The sequence below is a fragment of the Kitasatospora sp. NPDC090308 genome, assembly GCF_044769485.1.
Taxonomy (GTDB): Bacteria; Actinomycetota; Actinomycetes; order Streptomycetales; family Streptomycetaceae; genus Kitasatospora; species Kitasatospora fiedleri.
Genome location: NZ_JBIVXY010000003.1, coordinates 248,422 through 263,215 on the forward strand (window position 1 = coordinate 248,422; position 14,794 = coordinate 263,215).

Genomic DNA, 14,794 nt, shown 5'->3' on the forward strand with positions numbered 1-14,794 from the left:
CAGTGCGTCACCGTCAGGTTCCGATCCGGTCTGGAAAAGGGCCCGGCGGTGTCGTCGGGAGGGGGTGGACCCCTAGGGTGCCCGGTGAAGGTCCTGTGATCGGTCGCGGGGGCTTCTCCTGACAGCGGCGCGGAACCAGCCTAGGAGCACGGAACGTTGGAGACTCTCGGGGCGGGCGATCCGCACACGGTCGGCCCGTACCGGCTGCTGGGGCGGCTGGGGGCCGGCGGCATGGGCGAGGTGTTCCTCGGGCGGACGGCGGGCGGCCGGACGGTGGCGGTGAAGACGGTCCGCCAGGAGTTCGCCGGGGACCGGGAGTTCCGGCAGCGCTTCCGGCAGGAGGTGGCCGCGGCCCGGCGGGTCGGCGGCCGGTGGACCGCGCCGGTGCTGGACGCCGACACCGAGGGGCCGCAGCCGTGGGTGGCCACCGGCTACGTCGCCGGGCCCTCGCTGTCGGACGCGGTGCGGCAGTTCGGGCCGCTGCCGCCGGTCACCGTGCGGGCGCTGGGCACCGGCCTGGCCGACGCCCTGGCGGCCGTGCACGAGCTGGGGCTGCTCCACCGGGACGTCAAGCCGTCGAACGTGCTGCTGGCGCTGGACGGGCCGCGGCTGATCGACTTCGGCATCTCCCGGGCGCTGGACGCGACCTCCGCCCTGACCAGGTCCGGCTACGTGGTCGGCTCGCCCGGGTTCATGTCGCCCGAGCAGGCCCGGGGCCGACCGTCCGGACCGGCCGGCGACGTGTTCGGGCTCGGCGCGGTGCTCGCCTTCGCCGCCACCGGGCGGGCCCCGTTCGGCGAGCAGGACAGCGCCGCCGGACTGCTCTACCGGATCGTCCACGAGGAACCGGAACTCGACGGCCTGGACGGCGAGTTGCTCGAACTGGTGCGCAACTGCCTGGACAAGGACCCGGAGCGCCGGCCGACCCCGGCCGCCATCCGGGAGCGGCTGGTCCGCAGCGCCGCCGGCCAGACCGGGCTCGGCGACCGGAGCTGGCTGCCCGGCGCGGTCTCCGAGGAGGTGGCGCGGATGGCCGTCGCCCTGCTCGACCTGGAGTCGCGGCCGCTGCCCCCGGCCACCGTCCTGGCCGCGCCGCCGACGCCCGCCGCGCCGCCGACCGCCCCGTACCAGGCGGCCACCGCCCCGTACCCGCCGTCCCCGGGCTTCGGCCCGCCCCCGCCGGGCTACCCGGCCGCCGCGCCCACCCCGCCCGGCCAGTACCCGTACCCCCACCCGCACACGCCCCACCCCGCCCCGCAGCCGCCGGCCAAGCGCCGGGTGGCGCCGCTGGTCGCCACCGGTGTCGTCGCGGCGGTGCTGGCGGGCCTGGGCGTGTGGGTCGCGACGGGCGGGACGGGCGGGACGGACGACGTCGCGGACGGGCCGTCCGGCAGCCCGGCGGTCACCAGCAGCGGGAGCGCCCGGCCGACCGGGACGGTCACCCCGGCCGGGCACGACAGCAAGAAGGCCGAGCCCGCGCCCTCGCCGTCGTCCTCGCCCTCCCCGTCGGCGTCCCCCTCGCCCTCGCCCCCGGACGACGGGGACGCCGTCGCGGACGCGTTCCTGGGCATCTTCGAGGGGCCGATCAGCGCGTCCGGGAACGGGCCGCGGCTCGTCATCCGGATCACCGTCCACCAGGGCGCGGTCGGTGACACGATCGCCTTCGTGGAGAGCGACGGCGGCCTGGGCACCAACCAGGTCGTGTGCACCAACGAGGCGGCCCTGGTCTCCGCGACCAAGACCCGCCTGGTGGCCCGCTCGCTGCCCGAGACGGTCAGCGCCGGCTGCACCCCGCTCTCCGGCGACGGCGTCCTCACCCCGAACAAGGACGGCTCGCTGCACTTCGTCCAGCAGGGCTTCACCGGGGACCTGGCGCGCCACTCCTGACACCGGCGCGCCGTGGTGTCGAGGTCACCCGCGCCGGGTGAACGCGGCCCGGTAGGCGGTCGGGGTGAGGCCGGTGCGGCGGGCCAGGTGGTGGCGCAGCGAGTCGGCGGTGGCCAGGCCGCTGAGCTCGGCGACCCGCGGGACGGGCAGGTCGGTGGTCTCCAGCAGCTCCCGGGCGCGGTCGACCCGCTGGTGCAGGAGCCACTGGAGCGGCGTCAGGCCGGTCTCGGCCTCGAAGCGGCGGGTCAGGGTCCGGACGCTGACCTTCGCGTGCGCCGCGAGGGCGGGGCGGCCGAGCGGTTCGTGCAGGCGTTCCAGCGCCCAGGCGCGGGTCGGGGCGAGCGAGGCGCCGGCCCGGTCCGGCGGCAGCGGCGACCGGATGAACTGGGCCTGCCCGCCCGGCCGGACGGGCGCGGCGACGATCAGCCGGGCGGCGGCGTTCGCGGCGGCGGCGCCGTGGTCCAGCCGGATCAGGTGCAGGCACAGGTCGATGCCGGCGGACAGCCCGGCCGAGGTCAGCACGGTGCCGTCCTCGACGAACAGCACGTCCGGGCGGAGCGTCACCGCCGGGTAGCGGCGGGCGAACTCCGCCGACCGGGCCCAGAACGTGGTGGCGGTGCGGCCGTCCAGCAGCCCGGCCTCGGCGAGGACGAACGCGCCGGTGCAGATCGAGGCGATCCGCGCGCCGTTCGCGTGCGCCCGGCGCAGTGCGGCCAGCACCGCGGGGTCGACGTCGTCGCGGGCGCCCGTGCCGGTGACCAGCACGGTGTCGGCGTCGTCGACGGCCTCCAGCCCGTGCGGGACGGCCACCTGCAGGCTGCCGCCGGAGGCGACCGGCCCCGGCGCGCTGCCGCAGACCCGTACCCGGTAGGCGCGCCGGCCGTCGACCCGGGCCTCGCCGAGGACCAGGTCGGGGATCGACAGGTCGAAGGCGGTGACGGGCGGGACGGCGATGACGGCGACGCGGTGCATGACCCGGACCTCCGGAGGCGCTGGTGTGCGGGCCGCCAGGCTACGGGCCGTCGGGAGCGGCCCCGGGCGCGGGAGCGGCGGGTGGCCCGAACTTCCGCAGGAACGGCATCCGGGCCACTGCCCGGCGCCCGGCCCGGGGAGCAGGCTGGCGGGGCCGGGGCGCGCAAGGCCCCGGCGTTCCCGGAGCGAGAGAAGAGCACGCATGTCCTCCCTGTACGTCGTCGTGGGCGCCGGAGCGACCGGAGCCGCCACCGCGCTGCTGCTGGCCCGGGCCGGTGAGCGGGTCCGGCTGGTGACCCGCCGGGGCGCGGGCCCGGTCCACCCGCTGATCGAGCGGATCGCCGCGGACGCCACCGACCCGGTCCGGCTGGCCGGACTCGCCTCCGGCGCCGCCGCGCTGGTGAACTGCGCGATGCCCCCGTACCACCGCTGGCCGGAGGAGTTCCCGGCGCTGGCGGCCGGGCTGCTGGGCGCGGCGGAGCGGACCGGCGCCGGGTACGTGATGCTGGGCAACGTCTACGGCTACGGGCCGGTGGACGGCCCGGTCACCGAGGACCTGCCGCTGCGGCCGAGCAGCGTCAAGGGCGAGGTGCGGGCCCGGATCTGGGCGGACGCGCTGGCCGCCCACCGGGCGGGCCGGGTGCGGGCGACGGAGGTGCGGGCCGGGGACTTCCTCGGCGCGGGCGCCGTCTCGCCGTTCACCCTGCTGGTGGCCGCGCCGGTGCTGGCGGGCCGGCCGGTCGCCTACCCCGGCGACCCCGACGCCCCGCACAGCTGGACGTACACCGGGGACGCCGCCCGCACGCTGGTCGCCGCCGCCCGCGACGAGCGCTCCTGGGGCCGGGCCTGGCACGTGCCGTCCGCCTCGCACGCCCCGGCCCGCGAACTCGCCGTCCGGCTGGCCCGGTTGGCGGGCGCGCCCGCCCCGGAGCTGAACCGGATGAGCGCCGAGGCGCTCGCCGGGGCCGCCCGCGCGGACGTGGTGATGGCCGAGGTCCCGGAGATGCTCTACCTGTACGACCGCCCGGCCCTGATCGACTCCACCGCCACCGAGACCGCCCTCGGCCTCCCGCCCGCCACCCCCCTGGACACCGCCCTCACCGAGACGGCGGCCCGCTGACCGCCACCGCGCCCGGCCCCGCCGTGCGGCTCAGGTGGCCGCCCGGACGGGGGTGCCGGGCGTCTCTCGGGGGTGGCCGGTGGTGGAGTTCCACAGCCGCAGGCCGACCCGGGTGCCGTCGGGGAGCAGGGCGTCGGCCGGGTGGCCGCCGGCGGACGCGGCCGGGGCGCTGCCGGGGGTGCAGGGAGGGAAGGCGGTGGTCGGGTCGGTCGGGTAGCTGCGCCGCCGGGCCGGGGGTGGCGGTGAGCAGCGGGACGCTGGTGCGGCCGTCCACCGACACGTCGGCCCGGATCCGGCCGGGCAGGTCGGTCGCGGTCCGGCCGGTGTCCGGGCGGGCGCCGCCGAGCAGCGGGGTCAGGGCGGCGAGCATCCGGTCGCCCGCGGAGCCGGGCCGGTCCGGCGCCAGGAGGGGGGCGGCGTCCAGGCCGTCGAACGCCCGCTGCCGCGGCGCGGCGGTCGCGGTCCGGGTCAACGCGGCGGCGTCCGGCGGGACTTCCCGGGCGGAGCCGTCCCCGGCGCGTTCCCGGACCTGCGCCCGGCGGCCGTTCGGCAGGGTGGGCAGCACGGTGAGGTCGAACTCGTCGGGTCGGGGCCGCCGGCGGTGCCGGTCGTCGTCGGGCTGTCCGTGGCCCTCGCGCGCGGCGGCCCCCGGTCCTTGTCGCACCACCGGCCGATCGTGCGGCGCAGTGGCGGGGTGTCGGACCGGACAGAACGGGACGAAGTGTGACGATGCGAGGGTGACCACCTCCAGCCAAGTCAGCCAGGCAGCCCCGCCCGTCCTCGACCGGCGGCAGCGGAACGTCGTGTTCGGCACCATCGTGCTCGGCATGCTGCTGGCCGCCCTCGACCAGACCATCGTCGGCACCGCGCTGCCCACCATCGTGGCCGACCTCGGCGGCGCCGCCCACATGTCCTGGGTGGTGACCTCCTACCTGCTCGCGGAGACCGTCACCACGGCGCTGGTCGGCAAGATGGGCGACCTGTTCGGCCGCAAGATCGTCTTCCAGGTCTCCACGATCGTCTTCATCATCGGCTCGTTCCTGTGCGGTCTGTCCACGAACATGCTGCTGCTGATCGTCTGGCGGGCGGTCCAGGGCGTCGGCGCCGGCGGTCTGATGGTCACCTCGATGGCGCTCATCGCCGACGTCATCCCGCTGCGCGAGCGCGGCAAGTACCAGGGCGCGATCGGCGCGGTGTTCGGCGTGGCCACGGTGATCGGCCCGCTGCTCGGCGGCCTGTTCACCGACCACCTGTCCTGGCGCTGGGCGTTCTACGTGAACGTGCCGATCGCGATCGTGGTGGTGATCGCCGCCGCCCGGAACATCCCCGTGGTCAAGTCCGCCGTCCGCCCGGTCATCGACTACCTGGGCATCACGCTGGTCGCGATCGGCGCCAGCGCCCTGATCCTGGCCACCAGTTGGGGCGGCAACGAGTACGCCTGGGGCTCGGCCGTGATCATCGGCCTGTTCGTGGCCGGGGTGGTCGCGCTCGCCCTGTTCTGCCGGGTCGAGACCAGGGCCGCCCAACCGACCCTGCCGATGCGGCTGTTCCGCAACCAGGTGTTCACGGTCTGCTCGATCCTCAGCTTCATCGTCGGCTTCGCCATGCTCGGGGCGCTGACCTTCCTGCCGACCTTCCTGCAGTACGTCGACGGCGACTCGGCGACCGTCTCCGGCGTGCGCACCCTGCCGATGGTGCTCGGCCTGCTGATCGCCTCGATCTTCTCCGGCAACGTGGTCTCCAAGACCGGCCAGTACCGCTTCTTCCCGATCGTCGGCTCGCTGGTGATGGCCGCCGGCCTGTACCTGCTCTCGCTGCTGGACGTCGGCACCAGCGCCTGGCTCGCCAGCCTCTACATGTTCGTGCTCGGCACCGGCATCGGCCTGTGCATGCAGGTGCTCACCATCGCCGTGCAGAACACCGTCGACTACGCGGACCTGGGCACCGCCACCTCGGGCGTCACCTTCTTCCGCACCCTGGGCTCCTCGTTCGGCACCGCCGTCTTCGGCACCATCTACGCCAACACGCTCAAGACCAACCTCGCCGACGGCGTCGCCGGGTCCGCCCGGGCCACCGGCGCCGACCCGCGGCTGCTCGGCGCCGCCGCGCAGAGCCCGCACGGCGTCCACGACCTGCCCCCCGACCAGGCCGCGCCGATCATCCAGGCGTACGCCGACTCGCTGCACACCGTCTTCCTGTGGACCATCCCGGTCGCCCTGGTCGGCTTCGTGGTCGCGCTCTTCCTCAAGCAGGTCAAGCTCCGCGACTCCGCCCGGGCCAGCTCCTCCGACATGGGAGAGGGCTTCGCCCAGCCCTCCTCCGGCGACTCCTCCCGGCTGCTCGAACTCGCCGTCGCCAAACTCCTCGGCAGCGCCGGGCTGGACACCGCCCGGGAGGTCGTCCACGTCTCCGGCACCCGCCTCGACGTGGCCGGCGCCTGGGCCGTCATGCAGGTCGAACTGTTCACCCGCACCGTCGGCCACGCGAGCCTCAACCTGATCGCCGCCCGCCGCCGCATCCCCCCGGAGGTGCTCCAGCCGGTCTTCGACCGGATGGTCGCCGAGGGCTACCTGGAGGGCGACAGCGGCTTCTACCAGCACACCCCGGCCGGCGCGCAGGAGGCCGCGACCATCACCCGCACCTGGGCCGACTGGCTCAACCGCCGCCTGGAGGAGGACCGCGGCCGCCCGCGCAGCGCCGAACTGCGCGCCGCCGCCGACACCATCGCCAAGCGGATGATCGCCGAGGACCTCGCCGAGGGCATCCCGGTGGTCGGCAGCACCCTCGCCGGCCGCCGCTGACGCCCCGCCACCGACCCCGGCCCGCCGCGCCGCGCCCGGCCCCGTCCCGCCCCGTCCCGCCCCGTCCCGTGGGCGGGGCCGTCGGGCGGTGCGAGGACAGGCCCTAGGCTGCCCCCATGCTCCTGTACGCCCTCGCGCTCGTCTTCCTGTTGCTGTTCGGCGTCGGCGTGCTGCGCGACCGGCGCCGCTTCGGCAACGCCGTCTGCCTCGGGCTCTCCGTCACCCTGCTCACCCTCGCCCTGCTCGCCACCCTCCACCGGGCCGACTCGGTCGCCGCCGAGGCCGTCCTGATCGTGGTGGTGCTGGCCCCCGCGCTGGGCAGCCTGGTGCTCGCCGGGCTGCTGATCGCCAACGGGCTCAAGATGGTCCGCAAGGAGGGCCGCAGCCTCGGCAGCCTGCTCGCCCTGCTGGCCGGCCTCGCCATCCTGGCGGTGTTCGCCCTGCTGCTGGCCGCGACCGGGGCCGACTCCGAGGTGCTGGTCGTGATCGCCCGCACCGTCTTCGTGCTCGCCTGCTACCTCTCCTTCCTGTTCGTCTGCTTCGTCGGCTACGCCTACCTGTACGGCCGCCTGACCCCCCGCGAGGACGTCGACTACGTGGTCGTCCTCGGCACCGGCCTGCGCGACGGCAGCCGCGTCCCGCCGCTGCTCGCCAGCCGCCTGGAGCGCGGCCGCCGCCTGTACGAGCGGCAAGTCGAGCGCGGGCGCTCCCCGTTCATGATCGTCTCCGGCGGCAAGGGCTCCGACGAACAGCTCCCCGAGTCCCACGCCATGGCCGACCACCTGGTCGAACACGGCTTCCCCGCCGACCGGATCATCCGCGAGGACCGCTCCCGCACCACCGAGGAGAACCTCCGCTTCAGCCACGCGATCATGGCCGCCGCCGACCCCGACTACCGCTGCGTCGTCGTCACCAACAACTTCCACGCCTTCCGCGCCGCCGTGTTCGCCCGCCGCGAGGGCGTCAACGGCCACGTGGTCGGCTCGCCCACCGCCGCGTACTTCTGGCCCAGCGCGACCATCCGCGAGTTCGTCGCCGTGCTGGTCACCTACCGGTGGGCCAACCTCGCGGTGGCCGCGCTGCTGGTGCTGGAGTCGCTGAGCGTCTGAACCGTCAGCCGTCCTTGCGCAGTTCCAGCATCGACACCGGCAGCCACGGCCCGCCGTACCAGTACGCCGGGCCGAGGCCGCGGACGGTGCCCGCGCCCAGGTGGGCGGCGTAGCGGCGGACCATCGGGGAGAAGTCGGCGAGCAGCAGCCGGCCGCCCGGGCGCAGCACCCGCAGCGCCTCGTCCAGGGCGCGCAGGCGGGCGGCGGGATCGGGGACATTGTGCAGGACCAGGGCGGAGGTGACCAGGTCGAAGGCCGCGTCCGGGAACGGCAGCGCGGTGACGTCGCCGGTGTGCACCTCGACCCGCTCCCGGACCCCGGCCGCGGCGGCGTTGGCGAGCGTCGCGGCCGGGGTGTTGCCGCTCTGGTCCTTCGACGCCCACAGGTCCACCCCCACCGCCCGCCCGCGCGGCAGCCGCCGGGCCGCGCCGATCAGCACCGCGCCCCGGCCGCAGCCCAGGTCCAGCAGCTGCTCGTCGCCGCGCAGCCCCAGCGCGTCCCACTCGCGCTCCCACACCCGCAACTTGCCGCGCAGCGTGGTGTGCAGGTACACCCCCGCCTGCGCCAGCAGCCCGGCCCCCAGGCCCGCCACCGCCGCCCGGCCCCGGAACGGGCGGGCGGCGGCCGTGAGCGCGCAGGCCGCGCCGAGGGCGGTGGTCGAGGAGACGAAACCGGGCGCGTCGACGCCGTACCGGGACAGGGAGGTGAACAGGTTCTCGGTCATGCCCGCAGTCTCGCGGCCCGGACCGGGACGGGTCTTGGACGAATGTTCCGGTGTCCCGGTGTTTCGGCCTTCCGGCGCTACCCGTTCAGGTAGCCCGGGGCGGACCAGGCCACCTCGTCCACCGACAGCCACGGCTCGCGCGCCACCGCGGACGGCGTCACCCGGGCGAAGTCGGCGACCTCCCGGTGCAGGTGCGACTGGTCCGCGTACCCCGCCTCCGCGGCGACCGCCGCCGGGCGGTGGCCCGCCGCCAACCGGTGCGCCGCGTGGTCGAACCGCACCAGCCGGGCCGCCTGCTTCGGCGACAGCCCCACCTGCGCCCGGAATCGCGACCACAGCCGCTTGCGGCTCCACCCCGCCGCCGCGGCCAGCCCGTCCACCCGCGCCGTCCCGTGCGAGCGCGCCAACTCGCGCCACGCGTAAGCGACTTCCGGGTCCACCCGGCGGCCCTCCGGGAACCGGGCGGTCAACGCCCCGGCCACCAGCGCGAACCGCGACTCCCAGGACGGGGCCGCCCGCAGCCGCTCCTCCAGCCGGACGGCGTCCCGGCCCCACACCTCGTCCAGCCCGACCAGCGGGCCGCCCTCCGCCGCGAAACCCGCCAGCACCGCGTGCGCGACCAACGGCGACAGGCGCACCTGTAGGCACTCCACCTCCCGCCCGCCCCCGCGCAACCCCTCCGGGGCCAGCCCCACCACCGCGCTGCCGCCCACCCGCCGCCCCCCGTCCGCGACCACCAGCGGCTCCGCCCCCAGGTCGATCGCCAGCGTCACCGCCGGGAACGGCACCACCCCCAGATCCGCCGCCCCCCGCGCCCGGAACCCGGCCATCGCCACCCCGGGCAGCCGCCAGGCCCGCGACGGCGTCGCGATCTCCCACAGGGCGAGCGGCTCGACGGGCTGCACCCCTCCAGCCTAGGGAGCCGAACGGCCGGGGAACAGCGGGTCGAGGCCGCTGCACGCCGGAGCCGTCGGAAAGCCCGTACCACTGGCGGCTTCTGACGCCAGGAACCCCGACAGCCCAGGTGCCGTCGGGCAGTCCCGCTGCACCTCCGGACGCGTCCGGTTCCGGGCGACCCGTCGGAGTGGCCGGGCTGGCGGAACGCACCGGTGCGCGGCGCCGCCCGGGTGCGGTCAGGGGGTGAGGGAGGCGGTGGCGTCGACCCGGGTGGCGGTGAGGGTGGCGCGCAGGTGGTGGTAGGCGGGGGTGTCGAAGTGGCCGGCGCGGGGGTGCAGGACGGTGGCGGCGGAGAGGGCGACGGCGTCGGGGAGGACGGCGGGCCAGCCCGCGTTGCCGGAGAGGCCGGCGGCGAGGGCGGCGACCACGGAGTCGCCCGCGCCGGTGGGGTTGCCGGTGACGGCGGCGGGCGGGGCGCAGCGCCAGGTGCCCTGGCGGTCGACGGCGAGCAGGCCGTCCGGGCCGAGCGAGGCGAGGACGGACTCGGCGCCGCGCCGGATCAGCACCCGGGCGGCGTCGCGGGGGTCGGGCAGGCCGGTGGCGGCGGTGAGTTCGGCGGCGTTCGGCTTGATCACGGTGGGGCCGGCCGGGAGCGCGGCGAGCAGCGCCGGGCCGTCCGCGTCGAGCACCACGGGCAGGTCGAACCGCCGCCCCAGCGCGACGAGTTGACCGTAGCCGTCGGCGGGGGCGCCGGGCGGCAGGCTGCCGGAGAGCACCAGGACGGCGGCCTGCGGCAGCTGCCGGGCGGTCTCGTCGAGCAGGGCGTCCCACTCGGCGGCGGTCAGCGCCGGGCCGGGTTCGTTGAGCACGGTGGCGTCGGCGCCGTCCGCGACGGTGACGGTGCGCCGGGTGTCGCCGCCGATCGGCACCGCGGCGTGGTCCAGCCCGGCGGCGGCCAGGTCGGCGCGCACCGCCTCCCCGGTGGGGCCGCCGAGCGGCAGCACGCAGCGGACGGGGCGGCCCAGCGCGGCGAGCACCCGGGCCACGTTGACGCCCTTGCCGCCCGCCTGGGCGGCCACCTCGGTGACCCGGTGGCTGGTGTGCGGGCGGAACCCGGGGACGGTGTAGGTGACGTCCAGCGCCGGATTCGGCGTGACGGTGAGGATCACGGCGGACGCCCCCAGGGTGGTGGTCGGTTGTTCGTCGGGCAGGTGCACGGGTGGTGTGCATGACTGAATCTGCGTGATCATATCGGTTTTCGAGCAGATTCGAGCAGGGAAGTGGGATTCTCGGCCGTCCGGCCCGCGGGTGGGGGGCGGCCGGGGTGCGGCCGGAGCGGGGGCGGTGGTGGGCGGGACGGCGAGGGGCGCTAAGTTGGCTGTACATCTTTTGGGGTCGGACCGTTGTGGAGGGAGAACCCGTGAGTCAGGGCGCCGTCCCGTTCGTGGTGCTCGCCGCCGCGCTGCTGCACGCCGTGTGGAACGCGCTGGTGCACGGGGTGCGCGACCGGATGGCCGGAATCGCGCAGATGAACCTGGTGTTCGTGGCCTTCGGCGGGGCGCTCGCGCTGTTCGTCCCGCCGCCCGGCGCGGGCGCCCTGCCGTACCTGCTGGCCTCCGCCGCGCTCCAGACCGGGTACCAGCTGCTGCTGGTCCGCGCCTACGGGCTCGGCGACTTCGGCCAGCTGTACCCGATCGCCCGCGGCACCTCCCCGGCGGTGGTCGCGCTGCTCTCCGCCACCGTCCTGCACCGCCCGCTGCCCGCCGGGCAGTTCGCCGCCGTCGTGGTGATCTCGCTCGGCCTGGCCGGGCTCGCGCTGGTCGGCGGCGTCCCCGGCCGGGACCAACTCCCGGCGATCGGAGCCGCGTTGGGCAACGGCGTGCTGATCGCCGGGTACACCGTGGTGGACGCGGGCGGGGTCCGCGCCGCGCACTCGGCCGCCGGGTACATCGCCTGGATGTTCCTCCTCCAGGGCCTGGCCGTCCTCGCCGCGGTGGTCGCCGTCCGCCGCGGCACCCTGCGGCCCGCGCTGCGCGAGGGCCGCGCCGTCGGACTGGCCGGCGGGCTGATGTCGCTCACCGCGTACGGGCTGGTGGTCTGGGCGCAGACCGTCGGCGACCTGCCCACCATCGCCGCGCTGCGCGAGACCTCCATCGTCATCGCCGCCCTGATCGGCACCCTGGTCCTGCGCGAACGCCTCGGCACCCTGCGACTGGCCGCCAGCGCGACCGTGCTGGCGGGCATCGCACTGCTGGAACTCGTCCACTGAGGGGAAAGGGAAGACGAGTTGACGGTCCGTCAGTCGAAGGACTCCAGGGCGGCGGCCAACCGGTCGGCGGCGGTGGCGAGTTGGGCGGGATGCTCGGCGGCGGCCAGGCTGACCCGGGCGCGGGGGCCGGGCTCGGCGGTGAAGTAGTTCTGGCCGGGGGAGAGGGCGACGCCGTGGCGCAGGGCGGCGGCGGTGAAGGCCGCCGGCTCGACCCGGTCGGGCAGCGGCAGCCAGAGGTGGAAGCCCCCGCGCGGCAGGCCCGGCGGCAGCAGGGCGGGCGCCCGGGCGGCCAGCGCGGCCGCGAAGAGCTGCCGCCGCTCGGTCAACTCCCGTGCCAGCGACCGCAGGTGGCGCGGCCACTCGGCGGCGGTGACCAGCTCCAGGGCGGCCTCCTGGAGCGGACGGGGCACGAAGAAGGAGTCCACCGCCTGGACGGAGCGCAACCGGGCCAGCGCCGGGCCCCGGGCCACCAGCGCCCCCACCCGCAGGCTCGGCGAGGCCGCCTTGGTCAGCGAGCGGACGTGCACCACCACGCCGTCCGGATCGTCGGCGGCCAGCGGCGCGGGCAGCTCGCCCGCGTCGGTGTGGGCCAGCAGCCGGGCGAAGTCGTCCTCCACCACGAACGCCCCCGCCCGCTTCGCCGCCGCCAGCACGGCCCGCCGCCGCCCCGCGGGCAGAACGGAGCCGGTCGGGTTCTGGAACAGCGGCTGGCAGACGAACAGCCGCGCCCCCGACGCCGCGAACGCCTCCTCCAGCAGCTCCGGGAGCACCCCGTCCGCGTCCACCGGCACCGGCACCGGGCGCAGCCCCGCCGCCCGGGCGATCGCCAGCAGGCCCGGGTAGGTGGGGGATTCGACCAGCACCGGCGCGCCGGGCGGGGCCAGCGAGCGCAGCGCGCAGGTCAGCGCGCTCTGCCCGCCCGCGGTGACCAGCACCTCCGCCGCCGTGACCCCGCCGCCCACCTCCCGGGCGAACCAGCCGCGCAGCTCCGGCAGCCCCTCCAGCGGCGGACGCCCCCACGCCCCGGGACGCCGGGCGGCCCGGGCCAGCGCACCGGCCAGCGCCCGCTCCGGCAGCAGCGAGGCGTGCGGGTAGCCGCTGTTCAGGTCGATCACCTCCGGCGGGGCCAGCGCGAGCGCCGCCAGCACCCCCGAGGCGTCCACCACCCGGGCGGGCGGCGCGCCCGCCTGCGCGCTCAGCGCCACCTCCTGCCAGGAGAAGTCGCCCCGCGCGGCGGGCGCCGGCCGCGGACCGGCCCGGAACACCCCCGCGCCCGGACGCGACACCACCACGCCCTCCGCGACCAGCTCCCGGATCGCCCGCGACACCGAGACCGGGCTGACCCGGTAGCGCTCCACCAGCTCCCTGCTACTGGGAATCCGCTCCCCCGGGGAGTAGCGCAACACCGTGCCGCGCAGCGCGTCGGTCAGCTCCTGGACGGTCATCTGCTCTTCTCCTCCGGGGGCGGGACAGCCCTTCCGAGCGGCGGGCGGCAACTGCTACCGTCCTGTATGTCAGACAACGATAGCGCTACCGCACTTCGCCCGATAGCGGTCGGCGGCACCGCCCAGGCCGCCCTCGGGGTGTTCGCCTTCTCGTTCAGCTTCCCCGCCACCGCCTGGGCCCTGGAGGGCTTCGGCCCGTGGACGGTCACCGGCCTGCGCGGAATCCTCGCCGGACTGCTCGCCGGGGCCTGCCTGCTGGCCACCGGCGCCCGCGTCCCGCCCCGGTCCGCCTGGCCGGGCCTGGCGGCCGTCGCGGTGGGCTGCGCGGTCGGCTTCCCGCTGCTGTCCACGCTCGCCCTGCGGCTCTCCTCCACCGCGCACTCCGCCGTGGTGATCGGCCTGCTGCCGCTGGCCACCGCAGCCGTCGGCGCCCTGCGGGCCGGGGCGCGGCCCCCGCGCGCGTTCTGGGCCGCCGCGCTGGCCGGGGCCGCCGTCGTCCTCGCCTTCACCGTCCAGCAGAGCGGCGGCGCGGGCCTGACCACCGCCGACCTGTACCTGTTCGGGGCCCTGCTGGTCTGCGCGTTCGGCTACGCGGAGGGCGGGCGGCTGGCCCGGCGGATGCCCGGCTGGCAGGTGATCGGCTGGGGCGTGGTCGCCGCGCTGCCCGTCACCGCGCTCACCGGCGCGCTCGCGCTCACCGTCGAACCCGTGCAGTGGAACTGGCACGGCGTCACCGGACTGGCCTACCTGGCGGCGGTCTCCCAGTTCGGCGGCTTCGTCGTCTGGTACCGCGGCATGGCCGCCATCGGCGTCCCCCGCGCCAGCCAACTCCAGCTCGCCCAGCCGCTGTTGACGCTCTGCTGGGCCGTCCTGCTGCTCGCCGAGACACTGCCGGCCACCGCCGTCCCGACCGCCCTCGCCGTCGTCGCCTGCATCGCGGCCACCCAGCGGGCCGGGCGGAAGCGGGCCGGACGGAAGTGGACCGGACGGAAGCGGGCCTGGTGGAAGGGGAAAGCGGAGGAGAGGGCGGAGGAGAAGGTGGCGGAGCGGGTGCGGGCGGCGGACGGTCAGGCGGTCAGGACGCAGTAGAGGTGCTGCCCGTCCTGCTGCGCGCGACGGGCCAGGACGCCCAACTGGTGGATCAGCTTCATGAGTTCGATCCGCTCGACGCTCTTCACCTCTTCGGTGCGCGCCCACTGGCTGGTGAGCTGGGGCAGCCGCTTGCGCTGCACGCCGGCCAGGGCGTCCCGGGTCTCGTCGGAGAGTTCGACCACCCAGGGGCCGGTCATCCACGGGTCCTCGAAGTCGACGGCGGTGGCCGGGGCCTCCTCGTGCCAGGGCTGCAGGCCGGTCGGCCACACCGAGCGGTCCGGGCCGTCCTCGGCGGGGGCCGGGGCGTCCTCCTCGCGCAGCGCGGACACCAGGCGGGGCAGGACCACGGTCGGGTCGATCCCCCAGGCCCGCACCGACTCGAACACCTCGGCGGCCGGGCGCTCCCCGCTCGTCATCACCTTCCGCACGGCGGCCTCGTCGGCGGCCCGGAAGTAGTCGGTCTGCAAGTCCATGGCGC

The 14,794-nt window shown here is 76.4% G+C and carries 13 protein-coding genes; 6 read left to right on the plus strand and 7 right to left on the minus strand.

The annotated features are described in order from the left end of the window. The first annotated feature begins 156 nt into the window (after positions 1-156). Positions 157-1,887: a serine/threonine-protein kinase gene (locus ACIQVD_RS08615; RefSeq protein ID WP_402287072.1), complete on the plus strand. Its 1,731-nt coding sequence runs from the start codon at positions 157-159 to the stop codon at positions 1,885-1,887. A 24-nt stretch (positions 1,888-1,911) separates the two neighbouring features. Here ACIQVD_RS08615 and ACIQVD_RS08620 read toward each other — a convergent pair whose 3' ends face one another. Continuing rightward, positions 1,912-2,859, minus strand: coding sequence for a GlxA family transcriptional regulator (locus tag ACIQVD_RS08620; RefSeq protein ID WP_400678793.1), 948 nt, complete (start codon positions 2,857-2,859; stop codon positions 1,912-1,914). A gap of 202 nt (positions 2,860-3,061) precedes the next feature. Between ACIQVD_RS08620 and ACIQVD_RS08625 the strand changes: the two genes are divergently transcribed. Next, positions 3,062-3,979, plus strand: a complete 918-nt coding sequence (locus tag ACIQVD_RS08625; RefSeq protein WP_402287075.1) for an NAD-dependent epimerase/dehydratase family protein — start codon at positions 3,062-3,064, stop codon at positions 3,977-3,979. Here the strand turns inward: ACIQVD_RS08625 and ACIQVD_RS08630 are convergent. Beyond that, on the minus strand, positions 3,957-4,646 hold the full coding sequence (locus tag ACIQVD_RS08630) for a hypothetical protein (RefSeq protein ID WP_402287078.1): 690 nt from the start codon (positions 4,644-4,646) through the stop codon (positions 3,957-3,959). The genes ACIQVD_RS08625 and ACIQVD_RS08630 overlap by 23 nt on opposite strands. Before the next feature lie 70 nt (positions 4,647-4,716). On the opposite strand from ACIQVD_RS08630, the gene ACIQVD_RS08635 reads away from it, so the two are divergent. After that, the gene (locus ACIQVD_RS08635; RefSeq protein WP_400678797.1) at positions 4,717-6,780 is read left to right on the plus strand and encodes an MDR family MFS transporter; all 2,064 of its coding nucleotides are present in this window, start codon (positions 4,717-4,719) and stop codon (positions 6,778-6,780) included. A gap of 116 nt (positions 6,781-6,896) precedes the next feature. After that, positions 6,897-7,889 (plus strand): YdcF family protein, encoded by a 993-nt coding sequence (locus tag ACIQVD_RS08640; RefSeq protein WP_400678799.1) that lies wholly within the window; start codon positions 6,897-6,899, stop codon positions 7,887-7,889. 4 nt (positions 7,890-7,893) lie between these two features. Here ACIQVD_RS08640 and ACIQVD_RS08645 read toward each other — a convergent pair whose 3' ends face one another. The 3 genes from ACIQVD_RS08645 to ACIQVD_RS08655 all read right to left on the minus strand — a co-directional run bounded on the left by ACIQVD_RS08645 (position 7,894) and on the right by ACIQVD_RS08655 (position 10,679). Then, positions 7,894-8,613, minus strand: a complete 720-nt coding sequence (locus ACIQVD_RS08645) for a class I SAM-dependent methyltransferase (protein WP_402287081.1) — start codon at positions 8,611-8,613, stop codon at positions 7,894-7,896. A gap of 77 nt (positions 8,614-8,690) precedes the next feature. After that, positions 8,691-9,518, minus strand: coding sequence for a helix-turn-helix domain-containing protein (locus ACIQVD_RS08650; RefSeq protein WP_400678801.1), 828 nt, complete (start codon positions 9,516-9,518; stop codon positions 8,691-8,693). Between the two features lie 228 nt (positions 9,519-9,746). Beyond that, positions 9,747-10,679, minus strand: a complete 933-nt coding sequence (locus ACIQVD_RS08655; protein WP_402287728.1) for a 1-phosphofructokinase family hexose kinase — start codon at positions 10,677-10,679, stop codon at positions 9,747-9,749. Positions 10,680-10,930: 251 nt separating this feature from the next. Here ACIQVD_RS08655 and ACIQVD_RS08660 point away from each other — a divergent pair, with 251 nt between their 5' ends. After that, the gene (locus tag ACIQVD_RS08660; protein ID WP_402287084.1) at positions 10,931-11,779 is read left to right on the plus strand and encodes an EamA family transporter; all 849 of its coding nucleotides are present in this window, start codon (positions 10,931-10,933) and stop codon (positions 11,777-11,779) included. A gap of 29 nt (positions 11,780-11,808) precedes the next feature. On the opposite strand, the gene ACIQVD_RS08665 is transcribed toward ACIQVD_RS08660, so the two are convergent. Further along, positions 11,809-13,224 (minus strand): PLP-dependent aminotransferase family protein, encoded by a 1,416-nt coding sequence (locus tag ACIQVD_RS08665; protein ID WP_402287087.1) that lies wholly within the window; start codon positions 13,222-13,224, stop codon positions 11,809-11,811. Positions 13,225-13,290: 66 nt separating this feature from the next. On the opposite strand from ACIQVD_RS08665, the gene ACIQVD_RS08670 reads away from it, so the two are divergent. Then, positions 13,291-14,313, plus strand: coding sequence for a DMT family transporter (locus ACIQVD_RS08670; RefSeq protein ID WP_402287089.1), 1,023 nt, complete (start codon positions 13,291-13,293; stop codon positions 14,311-14,313). Here ACIQVD_RS08670 and ACIQVD_RS08675 read toward each other — a convergent pair. Continuing rightward, positions 14,292-14,789, minus strand: a complete 498-nt coding sequence (locus ACIQVD_RS08675; protein ID WP_402287091.1) for a hypothetical protein — start codon at positions 14,787-14,789, stop codon at positions 14,292-14,294. The two genes, ACIQVD_RS08670 and ACIQVD_RS08675, sit on opposite strands and share 22 nt — an antisense overlap. Positions 14,790-14,794: the final 5 nt, after the last annotated feature.

Bases quoted from the DNA above. Each gene is read 5' to 3' on its own strand.
- ACIQVD_RS08620 (WP_400678793.1), bottom strand. From the start codon at position 2,859: ATGCACCGCGTCGCCGTCATCGCCGTCCCGCCCGTCACCGCCTTCGAC.
- ACIQVD_RS08625 (WP_402287075.1), top strand. From the start codon at position 3,062: ATGTCCTCCCTGTACGTCGTCGTGGGCGCCGGAGCGACCGGAGCCGCC.
- ACIQVD_RS08640 (WP_400678799.1), top strand. From the start codon at position 6,897: ATGCTCCTGTACGCCCTCGCGCTCGTCTTCCTGTTGCTGTTCGGCGTC.
- ACIQVD_RS08645 (WP_402287081.1), bottom strand. From the start codon at position 8,613: ATGACCGAGAACCTGTTCACCTCCCTGTCCCGGTACGGCGTCGACGCG.
- ACIQVD_RS08665 (WP_402287087.1), bottom strand. From the start codon at position 13,224: ATGACCGTCCAGGAGCTGACCGACGCGCTGCGCGGCACGGTGTTGCGC.
- ACIQVD_RS08670 (WP_402287089.1), top strand. From the start codon at position 13,291: ATGTCAGACAACGATAGCGCTACCGCACTTCGCCCGATAGCGGTCGGC.
- ACIQVD_RS08675 (WP_402287091.1), bottom strand. From the start codon at position 14,789: ATGGACTTGCAGACCGACTACTTCCGGGCCGCCGACGAGGCCGCCGTG.